Origin of the sequence: Fundidesulfovibrio magnetotacticus (assembly GCF_013019105.1) — a bacterium.
Lineage (GTDB): Bacteria > Desulfobacterota > Desulfovibrionia > Desulfovibrionales > Desulfovibrionaceae > Fundidesulfovibrio > Fundidesulfovibrio magnetotacticus.
In genome coordinates, this window is sequence record NZ_BLTE01000006.1 from 31621 (window position 1) to 51269 (window position 19649).

Sequence of the window (19649 nt, forward strand, 5' to 3'; positions counted from 1 at the left end):
AAGTCTCCTCCGGATTGGGGTTCGTGCCCGGCCGGGGCGTTACTGCTTGCAGGGCAGCAGGATGTCCTGGGCCATCCAGCCCACCGCGCCCGTGCCCGCCTGGGGGGAATATTCCATGACCATGGAGGTCTGCCCGGCGTCGAAGCGCCAGGAGCGGTCGCCCTTGTAGTTTGGGGGGCTTTCAAGGGGGCCGCCGTAGGTCTCGCGCATGCGGGCCAGGAGCACCAGGTGGTTCACCTCGCCGTCGTAGCGCGTGAGCGCCCCGGCGAGCCTGCCCTTGCAGAACACGTAGACGATCTCGCGCATGGCCACGCCCATCACTTCCATGTCCTCGCCCAGGCGCACGTAGTAGGCCAGGTTCCCCTGCTCCTCGCGCCTGGAGAGGTTGGGCACTCCGGCCAGGGGCGTGCCCCAGGCCAGGCCGCGAAACGTGTCCGCCCCCGGGGCCGGGCCGTCGGGCGCGGCGGCGGCCTTCTTCCCGGGCTTGGGCTCGCCGGTTTTGGCCCCGCCTGAGGATTTCTTCTTCTTGGAAGAGGAGTCCCCCTTGGCCTTGGCGTCGCCGGAGGCCTTCTTCTTGGACTGGGAGGCCTGGCTATTGGACTGTTTCTTGGTCTGCGGGGCGTCCTGCGCGAACGCCGGGACGGTCAGGGAGCAGAACCCCACGGCCAGGGCGAGCACGAGGGCCGCGGCCAGCCGGGGACGGGGGATGCGCGTGGTCTTCGTCATGGGCTGGGCATACTGGAAGCCCGCCCGCCAAGCAAGCTCCGGGCCTCCCGGAAGGGAGGCCCGGGGAGGCTGCTGAAAAAGTCGGCTTTGCGGCTTTTTCAGCAGCCCTGCGCAGAGCGCAGCATGGAGCAGGGCGGCTTTGCCGCCCGTAAGCGTATCTCACAAACCCCGCTTCGGGGTTTGTCATCAAGCTGTCCGGGCCTCCCGGAAGGGAGGCCCGGGCCTTTTCAGACGGACTTGTCCAGGAGCCCCTTGGCCATGCGCTTGAGGTTGTCCGAGAGCTTGACGATCTCGTCCTGGGGGATCTTGCGGATCACGCGCGTGCCGCCCGCTTCCTTCATCTCCACCTGGAGTTGTCCCGTTTCGTCGAGCACCTTGAAGTGCAGGTCCACGCCGCGCTGGTGGAAATAGTCCTGGGTCTGGGCGAGCAGCTTTTCACGTTCAGCGAGGTCGCGGGCGGGGTCGCGCTCTTGCGCGTGCTGGTCCTGTCCCTGGCCCTCGCGGGGGGATTCCTCGGTCTGGCGGACGGCTTCCTCGCGGACCTTCAAGGCCTGGACGGCCTTTTCCGCGTCCACGTGATGCGCCGCTTCCTTGGGCGTTTCGATGTTCTGGATGTTCATGGCTCACCCCTCCCTGGATGAAACCCTGCCATTGCCGGTTTCTTCACACTCCTTATCGGACTTGCGCGCCGTTTCTTTAGACCCGCCGCCGCGCGCCATTCTTGACTTGCCGGGCGATTTCATCAAAAGTCCTGCCCTCCCATTCCGCCATCTGGAGCAGCCCGTGAAACCAGCCCCGTCGTCCGTTTCGTTCCCCAAGCTGGAGGAGGAAGTCCTCTCCGCCTGGAACGAAGAGCGCACCTTCTGGAAATCCCTGGAAAAGACCAAAAACGGCAAGCCCTACGTCTTCTACGACGGCCCCCCCTTCGCCACGGGCCTGCCCCACTACGGCCACATCCTCACCTCCTACGTGAAGGACACCGTGCCCCGCTACTTCACCATGCTGGGCCGCTTCGTGGACCGCACCTGGGGCTGGGACTGCCACGGCCTGCCCATCGAGTACGAGGTGGAAAAGAAGCTGGCCATCTCCGGCAAGGCCGAGATCCAGGAATACGGCATCGACAAGTTCAACCAGAAGTGCCGCGACATCGTGCTGGGCTACGCGGGCGAGTGGGAAAAGGCCGTGAACCGCATCGGCCGCTGGGTGGACTTCGCCCGCCAGTACAAGACCATGGACCTCACCTTCATGGAGAGCGTGCTCTGGATCTTCTCCCAGCTCCACGCCAAGGGCCTGGTCTACGAGAGCCCCCGCGTGGTGGCCTACTGCAACCGCTGCATGACGCCGCTCTCCAACTTCGAGACCGGCCTGGACGACTCCTTCCGCGAGCGCGACGACATGGCCATCACCGTGCGCTTCCGCGAAAAGGCCGACCCCGCGCGCTCCTTCCTGGCCTGGACCACCACCCCCTGGACCCTGCCCTCCAACCTGGCCCTGGCCGTGGGTCCGGACATCGACTACGCCCTGGTGGAGATCGCCCCGGACGACAAGGTCTGGATCGCCAAGGCGCGCATGGAGTCCTACCAGAAGTTCCTGCCCGCCGAGCCCAGGATCGTGGCCGAGGCCAAAGGCGCGGAGCTGGCCGGGCGCGCCTACGAGCCGCTCTTCCCCTACGCCGTCTCGCCCAAGAACCACGTGGTCCTGGAAGGCTCTTTCGTGGACACCTCCATGGGCACGGGCATCGTGCACATGGCCCCGGCGTTCGGTGAGGACGACTACGCCCTGTGCACCGCCAACGGCATCGAACTCTTCGACCCCGTGGACCACCAGGGCAAATTCACCGAGGCCGCCCCCGACTGGACCGGCATGACCGTGTTCGAGGCCAACAAGCACATCGCCCGCAACCTGCGCGAGCGAGCGCTCCTCTTCGCCCAGGAGAACTACCGCCACAAGTACCCCCACTGCTGGCGCTGCGACCAGCCGCTCATCTACCGGGCCATCTCCAGCTGGTACGTGAAGGTGGCCGAGAACCGGCCCAAGCTCCTGGCCAGCAACGAGCCCGTCAACTGGGTGCCCGCCCACATCGGCACCGGCCGCTTCAAGAACTGGCTGGCCGACGCCCGCGACTGGTCCGTCTCGCGCAACCGCTTCTGGGGCACGCCCATCCCGGTGTGGAAGTGCTCGCGCTGCCAGGCCATGGACGTGCCCGGCTCCCTGGCCGAACTGGAAGCCAAGGCCGGGCGCGAGGTCACGGACCTGCACCGCCCCTATTGCGACGAGCTCCACTGGGTCTGCTCCGCCCCCGGCTGCACCGGGACCATGCAGCGCGTGCCCGAAGTGTTCGACTGCTGGTTCGAGTCCGGGGCCATGCCCTACGGCCAGGCCCACTACCCCTTCGAGAACAAGGAGTGGTTCGACGCCAACTACCCGGCCAGCTTCATCGTGGAATACATCGCCCAGACCCGGGGCTGGTTCTACACGCTCATGGTGGAGGGGGCGCTGCTCAAGGAGCAGTCGCCGTTCCTCAACTGCATCTGCCACGGCGTGGTGCTGGCCGAGGACGGGCGCAAGATGTCCAAGCGCCTGAAGAACTTCCCCGACCCCATGGAAGTGGTGAACCGCCACGGCTCCGACGCCCTGCGCATCTACCTGCTGGGCTCCCCCGTGGTGCGCGGCCTGGACATCCGCTTCTCCGAGCGCGACGTGGAAGACGCCGTGCGCCGCTACCTGATCCCCTTCTGGAACGTCTTCCACTTCTTCACGTCCTACGCGGCCCTGGCCAAGGGCTACGAACCCCGCCGCGTGGAGACCGCCTCGGAACTGGCCGACCGCCACATCCTGGCCGAGCTCGAACGCCTGCGCCAGAACGTGTCCGCAAGCATCGAGGCCTACGACCTGCCCAGGTGCTACCAGGCCATCCTGGAGTTCATCGAGACCCTCTCGGGCTGGTACGTGCGCCTGAACCGCCCCCGCTTCTGGACCGACACCGTCACCGAGGACTCCCGCCAGGCCTTCGACACCCTCTACACCTGCCTGCTGGAGGCCTCGCGCATCCTGGCCCCCTTCATCCCCTTCGCCATGGACGCCGTGCACCGCCACCTGACGGGCGAATCCGTGCACCTGGCCGACTGGCCCACGGCCGTGCCCGCCCGCGAGGACGCGCGCCTCACCGCCGAGATCGACACCGTGCGCCGCGTCATCGAGTGCGGCCGCAGCATCCGCGAGAAGGCGCGCATCAACCTGCGCCAGCCGCTGGCGAAGCTCATGGTCACGGGCGTGGAGAAGGCCCTGGTGGAGCCCTACCGGGGCCTCATCGAGGAACAGGTGAACGTGAAGGCCGTGGACTACCCCGAAACGCCCCAGGCCTTCGCCGCGCGCGTGGCCCAGCTGGACGCCAAGAAGCTCGGCCCCCTGCTCAAGGGGGCGTTCGGCCCCACCCTGGCCGCCGTGAAGGCGGGCAACTACGAGGTGGGCGAGGACGGCGCGCTCACGGCCGCCGGAACCCGCGTGGAGCCGGGCGACTTCTCCGTGGCCTGGCAGGCCCTGGACCAGCAGCAGGTGGGCGTGGCCGCCGACAAGACCCTGGTGGTGGGCCTGGAGCTGGCCATCTCGCCGGTGCTCAAGCGCGAAGGCGCGGCCCGCACGCTCAACCGTCTGATCCAGGACCAGCGCAAGAAGCTCGCCCTGGCCTACGACCAGCGCATCGAACTGCGCGTGGACGCCGAGGGCGTCTGGAGCGAGGCCCTGGAGGCCCACGGCGCGTGGCTGGCCGAGCAGTGCCTGGCCGACGCCGTGAACGACGGCGCGCAGGCCCCCCAGATCGAAGTGGAGGACGACTTCGGGAAACTCCGTGTGCAGGTGAGGGGGCTCTAGACCGGCAGGATCGGCCCCTGGCGGTTCCTCGGCACGTTTCCCCGAGGAGGGATGCATGGCGCGACGCGGCGTGACCCGCGCCCTGGCGGTGGCGGTCGCCACCCTGACCGTGACGGCCTGGGCGTGGAACGCCGGACTCCTGGACGGGCTGGAACGCCTGTGCCAGGACTCCTGGCACGTGCTGGCCGGAAAGCGCCGCGAGCCGCTCCATGCCGTGGTGGTGGCCATCGACGACGAGGCCCTGGAGCGCTTCGCCGCCACCCCGCTGGTGTTCTGGGGGCCAGTCTACGCCCGCGCCGCCGAGCGTCTGCGCCAGGCCGGCGCACGCTGCGTGGCGCTGGACGCCCTGTTGGCCGTCACCCCGGCGGACTGGCTCTCCACCCTGGAAACGCCCCCCGAAGCCCTGCTCGACCACGACCTGCCCTTTCTCCAGACCCTGGGCTCGGGGTTCGTGATCCTGGCCGCACAGCTGGCGCGCACGCCCGCCGGGTTCGCGGCGCGGCTGCCCGCGCGCGAATACCTGGAGGCCTTGCCCTCGGCGCGCGACCACGTGGGCCTCACCTTCTTCCCCCGCGACCCGGACAAGGTGGTGCGCCGCTTCGTGCGCGCGCTGCCCGACGCCCAGGCTGGCCCCGGCTGGCAAACCCTGGCCGCTCTGGGCGCGGCGCGCCTGGCGCCCCCCCTCGGGAACGCCCCGGACGCCGACCCGCTGGCCGCCCGCCCCATCGACTTCACCGGACCGCCGGGCACGATCCCCAGGGTTTCGCTGGCGCGCTTCGCCGGGAACGAACCGCCCTCCGAGGCGGACGTCGCCCTGGTGCGCGGCCGCGTGGCCCTGGTGGGCGCGGACTTCGAGGGCTCGGGCGACCGCCAGCCCACCCCCTACTCCCTTGCCACTCTCTTCGGCGGCGCGCGCGACATGACCGGCGTGGAAGTGCATGCCAACATCGTGGAAACCCTGGCCGGGGCCGGCCCGCTCAAGCTCCCGCCCGCCTGGGTCGCCGTCGCCTGCTGGCTGCCCCTCCTGACCTTGATCTCCTGGCGGGCGGAGCATTCCTCGCCCCTGCACGCGGCCGGGGCGTGCCTGCTGGCCGCCGCGTGCGCCTGGGGCGCGGGGTTCGGCCTGTTCCTGGCGGGCTGGCTGGTCCCCGTGTCCGGGGCCGTGGCCGGTCCGGCCCTGGCCTGGGCCGCCGCCGGGAGCCTGCGCCTGCGCCGCACCGAACGCGACCGCGCGCGCGTCCGGCGCATCTTCGGCCGCTACGTCTCCGCCGAAGCCCTCGAACACATCCTCAAGGACGGCGGGGAACCCCGCCTGGGCGGCGATCCCGTGGAGATCACCGTGCTCTTCTCCGACATCAGGGACTTCACCACGCTCTCCGAACGCCTGGACGCCCCCGAGCTCGTGGAACTGCTCAACGCCTGGTTCGAGCTGGCCTGCGAGGCCGTGCAGCGCCACGGCGGCATGATAGACAAATTCATCGGCGATGCCGTAATGGGCGTGTTCGGCACCCCCGTCCCCGCCGAGGACCACGCGCGCCGCGCCGTGGCCGCCGCCCTGGCCCTCGAGGAAGCCGCCCGCGAGATGGACGCCTGGGTGGCCCGGCGCTTCCCGGACCTCGGTCCCGGGGCGTTCCGGGTGGGCGTGGGGCTGCACGCGGGCGAGGCCGTGGCGGGCAACATCGGCTCGTCGACGCGCATGGAGTTCACGGTGATCGGCGACACCGTAAACACGGCCTCGCGCATCGAGGGCCTGTGCAAGACCATGGGAGCCACCGTGCTGGCCAGCGAGGCCGTGACGCGCGCGGCAGGGCCAGGCCTCGTCACGGGGCGAAGCGAGACACTGCCCGTGAAGGGCAAGGTCCGGCCCGTGCGCGTCTTCGCCGTGTTGGGACTGGAAGACTCCAAGGAGACCTCATGAAACGGCTCCTCGCGCTGATCCTGGCGTCCCTGTTCACGGCGGCCATCGCCTGGGCCGCCCCTCCGGCCAGGCCCGCATGCGTCGCGGCCCTGGTGGAGGGCGGCGTGCTGCTCTCCCGCCAGGAGGCCCCCGATGTGGGGCTCGAACGCTTCCGCAAGCTCCTGCCGGGCGACAGGATCACCCTGGAACCCGGCGCGACGCTGCGCCTGAGCTTCCTCAGGGCCGGAAAGGCCGAGGCCTGGCGAGGTCCGGCCCGGCTGGTGGTGGAGGAAGGCGGCACCAAGGGGACGGACCCGGCCGGAGCGCCCCTCGCGCCCGCGATCACCCCTCTGGAGCTGACCTCCGTCTCCCTGGGGGGGGCGGCGCTCCTGGATTCCCAGCCCGAACTCATCTCGGGGCAGATCACCGTGCGCTCCGGACGCTTCCCCCCGGCGGACGTCCCCCTGGACGACGCGGGGAAGAAGGACCTCGACCGCCTGGAGACCCGTTGCGACGCCCTGCGTAAGGCCCTGCCTCCCGGCGACGCCACGGCGGACTTCGCCCTGGCCGCCGGGCTGGACGCCCTGGGCCAACAGGCCCGCGCCGTGCGCCTGCTCAAGGATCTGCTGGCCCGCGACGAAGCCAACGAGGCCCTCGCGGACCTGCTCAAGGAAGTGCTTCAACCCCGGTAACGTCCGACCTGGAAGCTCGTCGCAACCTGAACTCAAGGAGATCCCATGCCCTTCGTCCGCTCCCTGACGTAGCTGCTTGTCCTTCTTCTGACGGCGTTCCCGTCCCAAGCCCAGGGCCAATGCGCCGGGAAAGACGCCGAGAGCGGGTTGAACAGCTTCTCGCGCCATATCTCCGCCCTGAAATCGGCGGTCTCCGACATCGCTTCCACGTCCAAGAAGGCGGCGGCGGCCAAGTCCGAGGAAGAAGGCACGCGCCTTCAGGAGAACCTCCAGAAGCTCAAGGACCAGGCCCGCGACCTCATGACCAGGATCACCGCCGAGGCCGACCGCATCGAGGCACAGATCAACACCGACCTGGTGACCTTCCAGAGTGAATCCGCCGTGCGCTCCAAGCTGTCCGAGGAGCTCACGCGCCTCACCAAGCTGCGCCAGAACGCTGCGGAGCAGTTCGCCAAACTCAGCATCTAGCGGACGGCCGCTCCCCCTGGAGAGCCCATGCCCGTCCTCCACGCGCCCCGGGGCGTTCCCTCCGTCCGCCTCGCGGCGGCCGTGCTGCTCCTTCTGGCCCTCCTGTGCGCCTGCAAGGCCCGGCAGGGCGTGCACCTGGAGGAAGGCGAACACGCCACGGCCGAGGAGCTGCTGGCGCGCATCACCGAACTCAACGAGAGCGGCCGCTACGCCGAGGCCATCCCCCTGGCCGCCCGGCTGCACGACGCCGTGCGCAAGCGCAACGGGGCCTCCCACCCCGCCGTGGCCGCCGCGCTCCCCCAGGGAGCGGCCCTGCTGGAACTGGTCCGCCACCAGGCCCTCCCGCTGGCCCCGGGCGAACAGCCTAGCGGCGAGCGCTACCGGGCCTTCGTCCTGCTGCCCGGGGCGGAGATCCATCTGGCCGACCTCGGCCTCGCCGCCACCGTGGACGGGGCCGTGCGCTCGTTTCCGGAGAGCATCCAGCCTACCGGCCCCGGCGGCGGCGAGGCGCGCTGGAAATGCCCCTGCAGCCGCCTGCACGACACGGCCTATGCCCCCCTGGCCAAGGCCCTTGCCGGAGCGCGGGAGGTCTTCGTTGCCCCGGACGCGGCCCTGAGCCTGGTCCCCTTCGAGGTCATGGTCGCACCGGACGGCCGTTTTCTGCTGGAGCGCCACGGGTTCACCTACCTCACCAGCGGACGCGAGTTGCTGGGCATGCGCGTCAACGGCGGCCGGCCCGGCCGGGCGATCCTCCTGGGCGACCCGGATTTCGACCGCGGCGCGCCCCCCGGCGGAACGGCCCAGACCCGCAAGCCCCCTGCGGAGGTGCGCGGCGTGGAAGACCTCTGGTTTTCACCCCTGCCGGGCACGCGCCGGGAGGTGCGCTCCATCCAGGCACTGCTCGGTCCCGACGCCTGCGACCTGCGCCTGGGCGTCCAGGCCGACGTGGAGGCCCTTCTCGGAGCGCGCTCGCCGGAGGTGCTCCACGTGGCCACCCACGGCTTCTTCCTGCCCGCGGAACGGCACGGTGGCGCTGCGGACCCCGGGATGCTCGGCCGCTCCGGCCTGGCCCTGGCCGGGGCCAACCTGGGGCCGCCGGGCCTGCTTACGGCGTCCAAGGCCCTGGCGCTGGACCTCAAGGGCACGCGCATGGTGGTGCTCTCCGGGTGCAACACCGGGACGGGCGACGTGCGCGCCCGCTTAAGGCACCCGGACCCCTTCTTCTGGGGCGCTTTCGCCTTCGTGGGCGACCCGGGATAGCGTCGCGGTTTTGAAAAACATGAATATGTTTTTCAAAACTTAAATCAATGGATTTGGCTGCTTGCCTTGACAATCCGTAGGGACTGATCTTGAGGACGCACGCAAGAGCGTCGGCAGCACTGCGAAGCCCCGACGGAAGACCTTCCCGCCGGGGCTTTTGAAACGTGTCCGCGCGGGCGGCTACGACTTGGCGTTCTCGTCGATCCACTCGTCCAGGGACTTGCGGCCGCGTTCGCGGCGCTCCTGGAATTCCTTGCGTTTCTCGGCCAGCTTGGCCTTCTGCTCGGGGGTGAGCACGGCGTCCACGCGGGCCTTCACCTTGCCCGTGAACACCGCCAGTTCCTCGCCGGCCTTGGCCAGGCCCTGGGCGGCCTGGCGCACCTTGGCCTCGTCGCCGGGCGATGCGGCCATCACGTCGCCCATGGCGCGCCACGCGGTCTTCATGGACTCGCGCAGGGCCTGGGCCTTCTCGCGGCTCTCCTTGAGGATCAGGGCCACGGAGCGCTTCTGCTCCTTGCTGAGGTTCAGCTCGTCGGCCATGCGCACGATGCCCCTGAAGGGGTCGTGACCGGCCATGCCCTGGCCCCCGGGCCCGCCGGGGGGGGGACCCATGTCGCCCGCTGCTGCGGCTGAGGCGGTCAACACTGCCAGCAACGCCAGAATGACGGCTCTGCGTCTCATCGTTTTGCTCCTTCACGTGTCGAGTGCTTGAGCGCGCTCGACGGGTAAGTGCGATCCGAACGCGAAAGGGTTACAGCCTCGCCAAAAATCCCTGAGATCGGCACGGCGTTCGCGGGGAGGGGGAAAGAGGAGGAGAAGGTGGAAGTGAAGAAGATGTGGCAAGAGCCAGGGTGCGCAGCCAGTGTGCGGCAAAACGCCGCAGGCTGTCCGTGAGCAGGAGTTGGGTACGGCGTGGAGCAGGCGCTGAATCGCCGGGCGCGGGCCGTGCCCAGCAAAGCGGACGGCCCGCCGTGCGGTGGCGCGGCGGGCCGTGTGAGCGCGGGGCAGCCCTGCCGGTCAGGGGCAGGGGATGGGCTGGTAGGCCGTCTGGCCTCCGCTGATCACCTCGCGGTAGCAGCGGGTGTCCACGCGGTAGACCGGCCCGGAGTTCTGGTTGGCGATCATCACCGCCGTGGCGGGCAGCAGCGTGAGCATGGCCCCTGCGGCCACGCCGGCAGCCACGCCCGCGCCGTAGCCGGAGTTGTAGCCCCAGCCGCCGTAAGCGGGCACCGGCACGGGGACGGGCACCACCGGCGGCGGCGGAGGCGGCAGCGGGCGCGGATACGGACCCGGGCCGGGGTAGGGACCGGGCCGGTTGACGTTGTTCACGTTGACGTTGCGCTGCACGTTCACCTGGTTGAAGTTCCTGTCCTCATTGACCTGGTTGAAGTTCCTCTGCTGGTTCACCTGGTCGAAGTTGCCGCGCGGCGCGCGCGTTCCTTCGAAACCGGCCCCCCGGCCAGGCCCCTCCGGGCGATCGAAGCCGCCGCCCCGGCCGCCGAAGCCGCCGCCCCTGGCCAGGACATCGCCCGTGGCCAGGGCCGCCGCCAGCAGGCAGGCCAGCAGACAAGACAGGACGCGCCCCGCCCGGGATGTGATGGTTCCACGCATGGCTCGCTCCTAGTTGGCGGGTTGCGGTTCCGAGACCGGCAGCACGGGGACCTTGCGCGCATCCTTGGGCGGGACGAACGCGAAGGCCTTGGCTGGAATCTTGGCCGAGGTGTTCCAGGAGGTGATCACGGCTTCGTACTGGGGCCAGCCGGGCAGGGTCTTGTCGGTGACCACCAGCTTGCGCGTCAGGGCGTCCTCCTGGTCGATCCAGAGTTCCCAGTTCATGTCCTCCCCCAGCACCAGCAGGTGGTGGCAGCTTCTGCCAGCGGCCATGTGCAGGCCCAAATAGCGCGCCTTGGGGCCCCACTCCGCCACGCCCCGGCAGGGGTCGTTGTAGAGCAGGTTGGCCAGGGGGGAGTGCAGGCCGTAGCGCGCCAACACGTCGCGCACGGTGTCGTCGATGGAGGCTTGGGCCTCCACCGTGCCGTAGACGTTGGCGTCCACGTCCAGCACGGTGAGGGTCTTGCCGTCGCAGACCACGGTCTGGTCGCGGTCGTCCCCGGCCACCTCCACGCGGAAGCGGTCGGGCCTGACCACCAGGGCCTTCACCACCTGGGAGGCGCGGGCGCTGTCGCCCGAGGGCCAGGCCAGGGCGCGGTCCACCTGTGCGGTGAAGCCGTAGGCCGAAAGCCCGGACAGGGCGGCGCACGAGGCGCGCAGCACGGCCTCGGCCCGGCCGTCGGGCGCGGGCTGGGCCTCGGCGGACGGCGGGGCCAGCGCCGCCGCCAGGGCAAGCGTCAGGGCCAGGAGCGCGCGGGCGGCCTGGCGGATGCGAGATGGCATGGGGTCCTCCTGGGGCGCGGGAATGGCCCGGCATGGCCGGGCCGCGCTCTTTCCTAGTCGCCCTTCGGGCGGCGCGCGTCAAGCGCTTCCGCCAAGCGGCGACCGCCGCTTGATTTCCGGGCCGGAGCATGTATCTTCAAGGCGTGGGACTTTGCGTCCCCCCGGAGGCTTCATGCGAATCGTCCTTTGTCTGGCGCTCCTGGCCCTTGCCGCCGCCTGCGGCCCTGTGCGCCCCATGACCGAATCGGAATTCAAGGGCTTCTGCTACCAGTACGACGCCGGACCGCAGACCGACTGCGTGCCCATCAACACCTGCGACGCCTACCTCACCGTGATCGGCGTGCCCCAGCCTTCCCAGCAGGCCTGCCTGGACGGCTGCAAGGGCGTTTATGCGGAGCAGGTCCAGCGGATGGGCCTCACCGGGTGCAAAGGCGCACCCGAATTCGCCCGCGACTGGTGCCAGCGCTACTGCCGCAACGCCTATCCGCAATGAACGGGCGCGACCGCGCCCCGGAACCCGACCCCATGGAGGTCCGCGATGGAATGGGTTGAAAAAGTGAAGAATTTCTTTGCCGGAGAGAAAAAAGACCTGCTCGACCCCGAGATGCGCAAGGAGGCCTTCCTGCTGCTCACGGAGGTGCAGGGCCAGGCCCGCTGGGACGAGTTCGCCATGACCGTCCGCCAGACCATCATCACCCGCCACCCCGTGCAGAAGCCCTCCTTCGCCGAGATGGAGGCCGAAATGCGCGAGGTGCACAAGCTCTTCGAACCCTGGCTCAACTAGAGCGTCTTTTTCCGCGCGCCCCCGCCGGACGGCCGGGGCGCGCACGCCGGGTTTTGGCGCGGATCAGGCCCCTGGGGCCGCTCCCGGCAGCGGGGCCAGCACGCGGAACACCGCGCCCGGTCCGCCCGCGCGTTCCAGAAGCACGTCGCCGCCCAGGGACCGCATGATCCCCTTGCACGCGGACAGGCCCAGGCCCGCGCCCTGGCCCACGTCCTTGGTGGAGAAGAAAGGCTCGAAGATGTGGGGCGCGATCTCTTCCGGCACGCCGGGCCCCGTGTCCTCCACGCGCGCCTCCAGGACGCCGCCCTCGCCGAGGAACGCCCCTAGGCTGAGCAGGCCGCCGGGGCCGACCGAACCGGCCGACGACTCCCCGGCATGTCCGGGCGCCCCGTCGGGCTTCCGCGCGGGGTTGCCCGCCGTGCGCAGGGCCATGGCCTCCAGGGCGTTGTCCGCCAGCAGGCGCAGCACCTGCTCGATCTCCGCCCGGGGCAGCGTCACCCGGGGCAGCCCCGGCTCGCAGAAGACCGCCACCCGCACGCCCCGCTCCCTCGCCCTGGCCTCCACCTGGGCGGCCACGGCCTCCAGGACCTGGGACATCTCGAACTCGCTGGGCCTGGGGTCGATGCGCCCGCCCATGCGCATGAGCGTGCCCACAACCTCCTTGCAGCGCCTGCTCTGGGCCTCGATGCCCTTGAGCTCGGCCAGCACCTCGGGCAGGCCCGGGCATGCCTGGAATTCCGGTTCTTCCATCAGTTCGGCCGCCCAGCCGGCCTTTTGCATGATGGTGTTCACGGGGTTGAGCAGCTCGTGGGCAACGCCCCCGGCCAGTCGGCCCAGGGAGGCCATGCGCGCGGTGTCGGCCACGCGCAGGCTCTCGGACTGCTCCCGGAAGCGGCCCTTGGCGCGCACGATGGCGCGCACCAGGGCCTCCACGTCGGTGGGCTTCACCAGATAATCGAGCGCGCCCAGCTTCATGCCCGCCACGGCCGTGCCCAGGTCGATCTGGCCGGTGAGCATCACCACCTGGGTGAGCGGCCAGCGCCGCCTGATCTCTTCGAGCACCTCCAGGCCGCCCCGGTCCGGGAGGTTCACGTCGAGCACCACCACGGGGAGGGCTCCCTGCTCCATGAGCCCGATTCCCCCGGCGGCGTCGTAGGCCGCGAGCGCCGGATGGTCCCTGGCCTCCAGGCGCTGGGCCAGGAGGTCCACGAAATCGCGCTCGTCGTCGATGAGCAGGACTTCTGGGCGCATGGCCCGCTCCCGGTTACTTGTTCTCGTCGAGGATTTCCTGGGCGCCTTCGAAGTCGCCGGCCTGGGCCAGGGTGGCGGCCACCATGGCGTCTTCCATGCGCTCGCGGTAGGCCTTTTTCACGGTGCCCAGCAGCTCGTCGATGTCGATGGGCTTCTTGTGGTAGTGGAACGCGCCCAGCTTGCGGGCCTCTTCCTCGTCGAGGTCGGTGCCGTGGCCGGTGAGGATGATCACCTGCACCTTGGGGTTGACGGCGCGCACCTTGCGCAGCACTTCCATGCCGTCGATGCCAGGCATGCGCAGGTCCAGGACCATGACGTCGGGCTCCTGCAGCTTGACCACTTCCAGGGCCTCTTCGCCGGAATAGACCACCTTGGAGGGCACGTCGCGCATTTTCATGCGCTCGGCCAGGGTGTTGACGAAGTTCTCCTCATCGTCCACGAGAAGCAGCTTGATCTTGTTCATGCGAGTCTCCTTCCAGCGTTGGGCGCTAACGCGCCGAAATACCGTTCAACCCTCTCGGCCGGCCCTGGGAAAGCCCAGCCGCACCCCGCCCTCGACGGCCCTGGCCTGGAATGGCCCCCGGCACGCCGCCAACTCCCCTGCCAGGGAGCCTGCCTCGCCGGCGTTCAGCGCCGGATTCAGAATGTCCACGTAGGCCTCGTCGCCCTCGAGGCCGCCCCGAAGCCGCAGTTCGCCCTGCTCTCGACAGCGCCAGGCCGCGGCGAGCAGCGCCGCCTCCAGGGCCGCCAGGGCGTCCACCATGGCCACATCCGCCAGGGCTCGCCCGTCGCCCGGCTCCACGGTGATGGCCACCTTGTTCTTCTTCGCCATGCGCCCCGAGAGCCTCGCCATGAGCCACGCCGCGAACGCCAGGTCCGTGGGGGACTGGGCGTCGTCGGAGGAGTGGGCCAGGCGGCTGAGCGATTCGCAGAGGTCCTGCCCGCGGTCCACCTGGGTCTGCACCTGGCTGATGATCTCCTGGAACTTGGCGTCGTACTTGAATTTGGGCAGCACCCCCAGGGAGAGCCGCTGGTTCTTGCGCGCCAGGGCGAGGTAGTCGCCCATGAGGCCCGAGGCCTGCTGGATGACGGCCAGGACGTTGCAGAGGTCGTGGCTGAGGCTGGCGGCCATACGGCCCATGAAGCGCGCGCGGTCCATGTTGGAACCTATTTCCTTGCCGCCTTGACGGCCTCGCCGATCTTGGCGGTGAGTTCGTCGATGGAGAGCGGCTTGATCATGTAGTCCACCGCGCCCAGGCGCATGCCTTCCATGGCGTCCTTGGTGGCCCCCTGGCCGGTGAGCAGGATCACCTGCACCCGGGGGTGGCGTTCCTTGATGCGCCTGAGCACCTCGTTGCCTTTGAGCCCGGGCATGAACATGTCCAGCACCACCACGTCGGGCTGGTCCTGGTCGATCATGGCCAGCCCCGCCTCGCCGTCCTTGGCCACGCGGCACTCGATGCCGCGCAGGGAGAGGCGTTCCGCCAGGGTGGAGACGAACTCCTCTTCGTCGTCCACCAGGAGGATTTTCCAGTCATTCATGCTCATTGCGCCTCCACGGCCGCCGAGGGGGGGGCCATCACCGGCAGCACCACGGAAAATGTGCTGCCGTCGTTCTCCTTGCTTTGCACGCTCACTTCCCCGCCCAGCCGCTTGATGATGCCGTAGGTGATGGAGAGCCCAAGGCCCGTGCCTTTCCCACGCTTGGTGGTGAAGAAGGGCTCGAAGATGCACTTGAGGGTGTCCTGGCTCATGCCGCAGCCGTTGTCGGTGATGGAGAAGCCCACGCTTTCGTGGCTTTCGTTCCAGCTCTTCACCAGGATGCGTCCCTTGTCGGGCACGGCGGCCAGGGCGTTGTTGAGGATGTTCAGGATCACCTGTTGGAGCTGGCCCCGGTCGCTTTCGATGCGCGCGAGGTTCTCGTCGAGTTCCAGGGCGAGTTCCACGTTGCGGTGTTCGGCCTCGCGCACCAGGAAGCCCGAGGTTTCGCGGATGACCTCGTTGAGGCTCAGGGCCTCGATCTTCACGTCCATGCGCCGGGCGAAGCCCAGCATGCGGTGGGTTATGCCCCGGCAGCGCTCCACGGCGCGCAGGATGGCCTCCACCTGGATGGAGAAGCGGGCCTTGCCCTTGAACTCCTCCTGCAGGGCCAGGAGGTCCTTCATGAGCCCGGCTTTCTCGTTGATGATGGCCAGGGGGTTGTTGATCTCGTGGGCCACGCCCGCGGCCAGGCGGCCGATGGACGAGAGCTTCTGGGCGTGTTCCACCTGGCGGAAGGCCAGGGAGCGGCGCTCCTCGGACTCGCGCATGCGGTTCACCAGCATGCCCGTCACCTTGGAGGTGACCATGAAGATGGCCGCCACGCCCACCACGAAGATGAGCAGCAGGTCGCCGCGCAGGGTGTACCAGGCGCTCACGGCCCCGAGCCTGGGCTTGGTGGCCATGAGCACGAAGTCGGTGTTGGGGAAGTAGGCGTAGCTCATGTAGATGTCCTGCCCCGAGGGATCTTTCGCGGCCACCACCTGGGGCTCGAAGGAGATGGGGGGCAGGCGCAGGGGGCAGGGCTCCAGCACGTTGCCGTAGAGGGCGGAGCTGGTCTGGAGGATGCCCTTGCGGTTGAGCAGGAAGGCGTCGGAGCCGGGCTCCAGGCTCATGGCGGCGATGATGCGGTCGAAGACGCGGGTGTCCAGGGTGGCGCGCACCACCCAGGTCTCGCCGTCCTCGGTGGTGTGCTGCATGGCGATGACCACGTGGGGCAGCTTGCGGAAGCCCATGAACACGTCGGAAATGTACTTGCCGCTGGTCATCACCTGGGCGAACCAGTCCTGTCCGGAGTAGTCGCGGTCCTTGAAGTCGTAGGGGCCAACGTAGTTGACCATGCGGCCCTTGGAGTCGACGAGGCCCATGTCCACGAAGCCGTCGAACTCCTTGCGGATCACGCGGAAGATGCGGCCCAGGGCGCGTTCGTCGGCCAGCTCCTGGTAGGAGTAGGCCTGGGCCACGAAGGCCACCGTGGAGGCGCGCTCGGCCAGGAAGAGCTCGATGGTGTTGCGCGTCTTGCCCAGGATCACCCGCAGGGGGTTCTGGACCTCGCGGGCCATGGTGGACTGGAACTCCATGAAGTTGATGGCGCTCATGAAGAGCAGCGGGAGGAGCGTCACCAGGGCCATGAGTCCCACGATCTTGCGCTTGAGCACGTTGTAGCGCTCGGGGGAGATGGCGTCCTCGCTGGTGTGCAGGTCGCGGAAGTGGCGGCGGAAGATGTCACCGAGCATGGCCTGCCCCCCTGTCGAAGAGGATTTCGCCGGACTTGAGGCGTCCCGCCGCGAAGCGTGCGATGGCCTCGCGGGCGTTCCCGGCCACGTTGTCGAGCACCTCCACCCGCTTCCAGCGCAGGTAGTGGTAGTACTCCTCCTCGATGCCGCCGCAGACCACCACGTCCACGTCCTTGCGCAGCACCAGGTCGCACAGGCCCTCGGCCGAGGCCTGGGGCAGAAGGTATTCCTCGGCGGTGAAGCCGGATTCCCCGGGGTCCACGTCGGCGATGAGGGCCTCTCCGGCCAGGTCGAACCTGGGGGCCACCTCGTCGCGGTGGAGGGGGACGAGAATTCTTTTGGGACGCATGGCCTACTCCTCCCCGCCCTGGCCCAGAAGGCCCAGCAGGTGCGCCGGGAGACAGGCCGGCGGAATGGCTGGCTTGGTGCAGACCATCACGGCGAACTCCACGATGTTGCGCAACTCGCGGACGTTGCCCGGGTAGTCGTGCGCCAGGAGCAGCCGCCTTGCCTTGGGGGTGAAGGAGCGCACGTCCTTGCGGAACTTGGCGGCGAACACCTCCAGGAAGTGGGCCAGCAGGAACTCGATGTCTTCCGGGCGCTCGCGCAGGGGCGGCAGGTCCACGCGCAGCGCGCCCAAGCGGTAGGCCAGGTCCTGGCGCAGGCGGCCCAGGCGGGTGAGCTCCTCTGGGCTCGCGCCGGAGGAGGCCAGCACCCGGGCCTGGCAGCGCAGCGGGGCGCTGCCCCCGGCCGGCACGGCCACGCCCTCGTCGAGCAGGCGCACCAGGCGCACCTGGAGCTCCTCGGGCAGGTCGCCCACGTCGGAGAGGTAGACCGTGCCGGCCCCCGCCCGCTGCAGGGCCCCGGGGACGATCTCCCCCGAGGCGGCGCGGCGGCCGAAAAGCTCGGCCTCCAGTGTCTGGGGCGGCGTGGGGCCGCAGCCCACGCGCACGAAGGGTTCGCGGGAGCGCGGCGAGAGCTTGTGGATGGCCTCGGCCACGGAGTCCTTGCCGGAGCCGGTCTCTCCGATGACGCACACGGGGGCGTCGGCCTGGGCCATGGCCGGGAGCAGGCGCAGGATGCGCTCCATGGCGGGGCTTTTGCCCACCAGGCCGCCCACGCCGCCGGGCTCTTCCAGGCGGCGCTCCATCTCGCGCAGCGCGCTCAGGTCTTCCACGATGTCGAGGCGGTAGAGTTCGCGTCCCAGGGCGTCGCGCACGGGCACGGCGCTCAGGCGCACGGGGATGCGCGCCCTGTTGCGGTTGACGATGTCCGTGTCGGCCCCGCCTTCCGCCGGGCAGCGCCTAAAGCACAGGCCCGAGCGGATCACGTGGCGGCAGGGCACGCCCCGGGCCTCCTCCCTGGAGATTCCGGTCAGGCGCTCCAGGGCGCTGTTGACCGTGATCACCCGGCCCTCCGGGTCCAGGACGGCCACGCCGAGGGGCAGGCCGTCCAGGACGCCGGGAAGGTCGATGGAAGCGAGGATTTCGGGGGGGATGGGCATCGTGCGTTTTCCTTATGTCGCTTGGCGGGTCATGGTGTGCGTCTAGGCGTTTTCCATGACCTTGGCGCTAATGTCCACCACTGCCCACGATGCCCGAGGCGGCAAGGCTCAGCACAAGCACTTCGAGCAGAGCCAGCACCGCGAAGAGGGGCTCCTTCTTCTTCAGGAAGGCGGGGATGAGCGGGATGTAGGCCACCACGGTCAGGCCCGCCAGGAGCACGATGCCCGCGAAGTTGAGGAAGTCGCCCTTGCCCATGAGCACCACCCAGCCCCATCCGCTGGGCACCTGGCCCTCGGAGAGGTAGGTGGCCACGGGCTTGCTCCAGAGCACGGTGATCTTGTCCATGGGCACATGGGGCGCCATGATGCCCGAGAGGTAGATGAAATAGGTGACGGCCATGAGGGCCAGGCCGCCCCAGCAACCCCAGAAGAGGATATCGGCGTAGAGCAGCTGCTCTTTGGGCGTCTCCACGGGGACGCAGGCGTTTTTCTGGTCAGCCATGATGTTCTCCTTGCGCGTTCGTTAGAAGCCCAGGCCCTTCTGCAGCGCCTTAGCGCCGGCGAAGAGCAACACGCCGATGACCATGTAGCGGATGAACTTGGGCTTGGCCTTGGCCAGCAGCTTCACGCCCACGAAGGAACCGCACATGAGACCGATGACCGAAGGAATGGCCATCAGGGGAATCACGCAGCCCTGGTTCAGGTAGACCCAGGCGGCCGACGTGTCGGTGATGGAAAGCAGGAACTTGGAGGTGCCCACGGCCACCTTGAGGGGCGCGCCCATGAGCAGGTTGAGCACCGGCACGTTGGCCCAGCCGGCGCCCAGGCCGAACATGCCGGCCATGATGCCGATGATGATGAAGAGCAGAAGACCGGGCAGGGTGCGGTGGGTCTTCCACTCCACGGTCTCGCAGGTGGAGGGGTCGTAGTAGACGCCGTTCATGCCCAGGGCCAGGCCCAGGGCGTCCTGCTTGGTCACCACGGGCTTGGCCGTGTTCTTGGAGACCAGCAGCAGCACCGCGATGAACAGGATGGTGCCGCCCAGGCACATCTGCACCACGTTGGTGGGCAGGGCCAGGCCCATCATGGCGCCCACGATGGCGCAGGCGCTGGCGATGAGCGCCACGGGCAGGGCCAGACGCAGGCTGGCCATGTTGCGCCGCAGCAGACCGGGGCCGGCCGCCAGCGCGCCCGCCAGGGCCACCAGCAGGCCCGCGCCGCGCACGAAGTCCAGGTGGAAGGGGAAGAACCCGCTCACCAGCGGCACGAAGAGCACGCCGCCGCCCACGCCCGCCAGCACCGCGATGATGCCCAGCACGAAGCAGAACACCAGCAGAATGGCTGGCCACATCCACCACGGACCCGAGGGCGCTCCCGCGGCCTGGGCCGCTTCGGCCATGGCCTTGCCGCCGTCCGCCCCCGCGGCGTAGGCGAACGCCGCCCCAGCCAGCCCCAAGGCCAGCACCACCATACCCACTCGCAACCATCTCGATTTCATGTTGGCACGCTCTCCCTTGCTTCCAGATTC

General features: G+C 69.2%; 21 protein-coding genes. 7 read left to right on the forward strand and 14 right to left on the reverse strand.

Going from position 1 to position 19649, the window contains the following annotated elements; translation table 11 throughout:
* Positions 1-39: 39 nt before the first annotated feature.
* Positions 40-726, reverse strand: coding sequence for a hypothetical protein (locus NNJEOMEG_RS07760; protein ID WP_173083047.1), 687 nt, complete (start codon positions 724-726; stop codon positions 40-42).
* 227 nt (positions 727-953) lie between these two features.
* Positions 954-1346, reverse strand: coding sequence for a flagellar protein FlaG (locus NNJEOMEG_RS07765; RefSeq protein ID WP_173083048.1), 393 nt, complete (start codon positions 1344-1346; stop codon positions 954-956).
* Between the two features lie 163 nt (positions 1347-1509).
* On the opposite strand from NNJEOMEG_RS07765, the gene ileS reads away from it, so the two are divergent.
* The 5 genes from ileS to NNJEOMEG_RS07790 all read left to right on the forward strand — a co-directional run bounded on the left by ileS (position 1510) and on the right by NNJEOMEG_RS07790 (position 8913).
* A complete protein-coding gene (ileS, locus tag NNJEOMEG_RS07770; protein WP_173083050.1) occupies positions 1510-4596 on the forward strand; it encodes an isoleucine--tRNA ligase in 3087 nt (1028 codons plus the stop codon).
* Positions 4597-4651: 55 nt separating this feature from the next.
* The gene (locus NNJEOMEG_RS07775) at positions 4652-6514 is read left to right on the forward strand and encodes an adenylate/guanylate cyclase domain-containing protein (protein WP_173083052.1); all 1863 of its coding nucleotides are present in this window, start codon (positions 4652-4654) and stop codon (positions 6512-6514) included.
* Entirely contained in the window at positions 6511-7185 is a 675-nt protein-coding gene (locus NNJEOMEG_RS07780; protein ID WP_173083054.1) for a hypothetical protein, read from the forward strand. Before NNJEOMEG_RS07775 ends, NNJEOMEG_RS07780 begins: the two co-directional genes overlap by 4 nt.
* Before the next feature lie 147 nt (positions 7186-7332).
* Positions 7333-7653 carry a hypothetical protein gene (locus NNJEOMEG_RS07785; RefSeq protein ID WP_173083056.1) on the forward strand — a complete coding sequence of 107 codons (321 nt, stop codon included), beginning with the start codon at positions 7333-7335 and terminating at the stop codon, positions 7651-7653.
* A 27-nt stretch (positions 7654-7680) separates the two neighbouring features.
* Complete coding sequence (locus NNJEOMEG_RS07790; RefSeq protein WP_173083058.1) at positions 7681-8913, forward strand: CHAT domain-containing protein; 1233 nt, start codon at positions 7681-7683, stop codon at positions 8911-8913.
* A 180-nt stretch (positions 8914-9093) separates the two neighbouring features.
* Here NNJEOMEG_RS07790 and NNJEOMEG_RS07795 read toward each other — a convergent pair whose 3' ends face one another.
* The 3 genes from NNJEOMEG_RS07795 to NNJEOMEG_RS07805 all read right to left on the reverse strand — a co-directional run bounded on the left by NNJEOMEG_RS07795 (position 9094) and on the right by NNJEOMEG_RS07805 (position 11307).
* Positions 9094-9594, reverse strand: coding sequence for a Spy/CpxP family protein refolding chaperone (locus NNJEOMEG_RS07795; protein WP_173083060.1), 501 nt, complete (start codon positions 9592-9594; stop codon positions 9094-9096).
* 336 nt (positions 9595-9930) lie between these two features.
* Positions 9931-10524: a hypothetical protein gene (locus tag NNJEOMEG_RS07800; protein WP_173083062.1), complete on the reverse strand. Its 594-nt coding sequence runs from the start codon at positions 10522-10524 to the stop codon at positions 9931-9933.
* Positions 10525-10533: 9 nt separating this feature from the next.
* The gene (locus NNJEOMEG_RS07805) at positions 10534-11307 is read right to left on the reverse strand and encodes a DUF2092 domain-containing protein (RefSeq protein ID WP_173083064.1); all 774 of its coding nucleotides are present in this window, start codon (positions 11305-11307) and stop codon (positions 10534-10536) included.
* 172 nt (positions 11308-11479) lie between these two features.
* Here NNJEOMEG_RS07805 and NNJEOMEG_RS07810 point away from each other — a divergent pair, with 172 nt between their 5' ends.
* Complete coding sequence (locus NNJEOMEG_RS07810; protein ID WP_173083066.1) at positions 11480-11800, forward strand: hypothetical protein; 321 nt, start codon at positions 11480-11482, stop codon at positions 11798-11800.
* Positions 11801-11845: 45 nt separating this feature from the next.
* Positions 11846-12091, forward strand: coding sequence for a hypothetical protein (locus tag NNJEOMEG_RS07815; protein WP_173083068.1), 246 nt, complete (start codon positions 11846-11848; stop codon positions 12089-12091).
* Positions 12092-12154: 63 nt separating this feature from the next.
* Here NNJEOMEG_RS07815 and NNJEOMEG_RS07820 read toward each other — a convergent pair whose 3' ends face one another.
* The 9 genes from NNJEOMEG_RS07820 to NNJEOMEG_RS07860 form a co-directional block, all read right to left on the reverse strand.
* Entirely contained in the window at positions 12155-13342 is a 1188-nt protein-coding gene (locus tag NNJEOMEG_RS07820) for a sensor histidine kinase (RefSeq protein WP_173083070.1), read from the reverse strand.
* Positions 13343-13355: 13 nt separating this feature from the next.
* Positions 13356-13805, reverse strand: a complete 450-nt coding sequence (locus tag NNJEOMEG_RS07825) for a response regulator (protein WP_173083072.1) — start codon at positions 13803-13805, stop codon at positions 13356-13358.
* A 45-nt stretch (positions 13806-13850) separates the two neighbouring features.
* The gene (locus tag NNJEOMEG_RS07830; protein WP_173083074.1) at positions 13851-14501 is read right to left on the reverse strand and encodes a sensor histidine kinase; all 651 of its coding nucleotides are present in this window, start codon (positions 14499-14501) and stop codon (positions 13851-13853) included.
* An 8-nt stretch (positions 14502-14509) separates the two neighbouring features.
* Positions 14510-14884, reverse strand: coding sequence for a response regulator (locus tag NNJEOMEG_RS07835; RefSeq protein WP_173083382.1), 375 nt, complete (start codon positions 14882-14884; stop codon positions 14510-14512).
* Positions 14885-14886: 2 nt separating this feature from the next.
* A complete protein-coding gene (locus NNJEOMEG_RS07840; protein WP_173083076.1) occupies positions 14887-16617 on the reverse strand; it encodes a sensor histidine kinase in 1731 nt (576 codons plus the stop codon).
* Entirely contained in the window at positions 16607-16966 is a 360-nt protein-coding gene (locus tag NNJEOMEG_RS07845; RefSeq protein ID WP_173083078.1) for a NifB/NifX family molybdenum-iron cluster-binding protein, read from the reverse strand. The genes NNJEOMEG_RS07840 and NNJEOMEG_RS07845 overlap by 11 nt, the downstream gene beginning before the upstream one ends.
* 3 nt (positions 16967-16969) lie before the next feature.
* Positions 16970-18121, reverse strand: coding sequence for a sigma 54-interacting transcriptional regulator (locus NNJEOMEG_RS07850; RefSeq protein WP_173083080.1), 1152 nt, complete (start codon positions 18119-18121; stop codon positions 16970-16972).
* A 67-nt stretch (positions 18122-18188) separates the two neighbouring features.
* The gene (locus tag NNJEOMEG_RS07855; RefSeq protein WP_173083082.1) at positions 18189-18623 is read right to left on the reverse strand and encodes a DUF1634 domain-containing protein; all 435 of its coding nucleotides are present in this window, start codon (positions 18621-18623) and stop codon (positions 18189-18191) included.
* 21 nt (positions 18624-18644) lie between these two features.
* Complete coding sequence (locus NNJEOMEG_RS07860; protein WP_173083084.1) at positions 18645-19619, reverse strand: sulfite exporter TauE/SafE family protein; 975 nt, start codon at positions 19617-19619, stop codon at positions 18645-18647.
* Between the last annotated feature and the right edge of the window lie 30 nt (positions 19620-19649).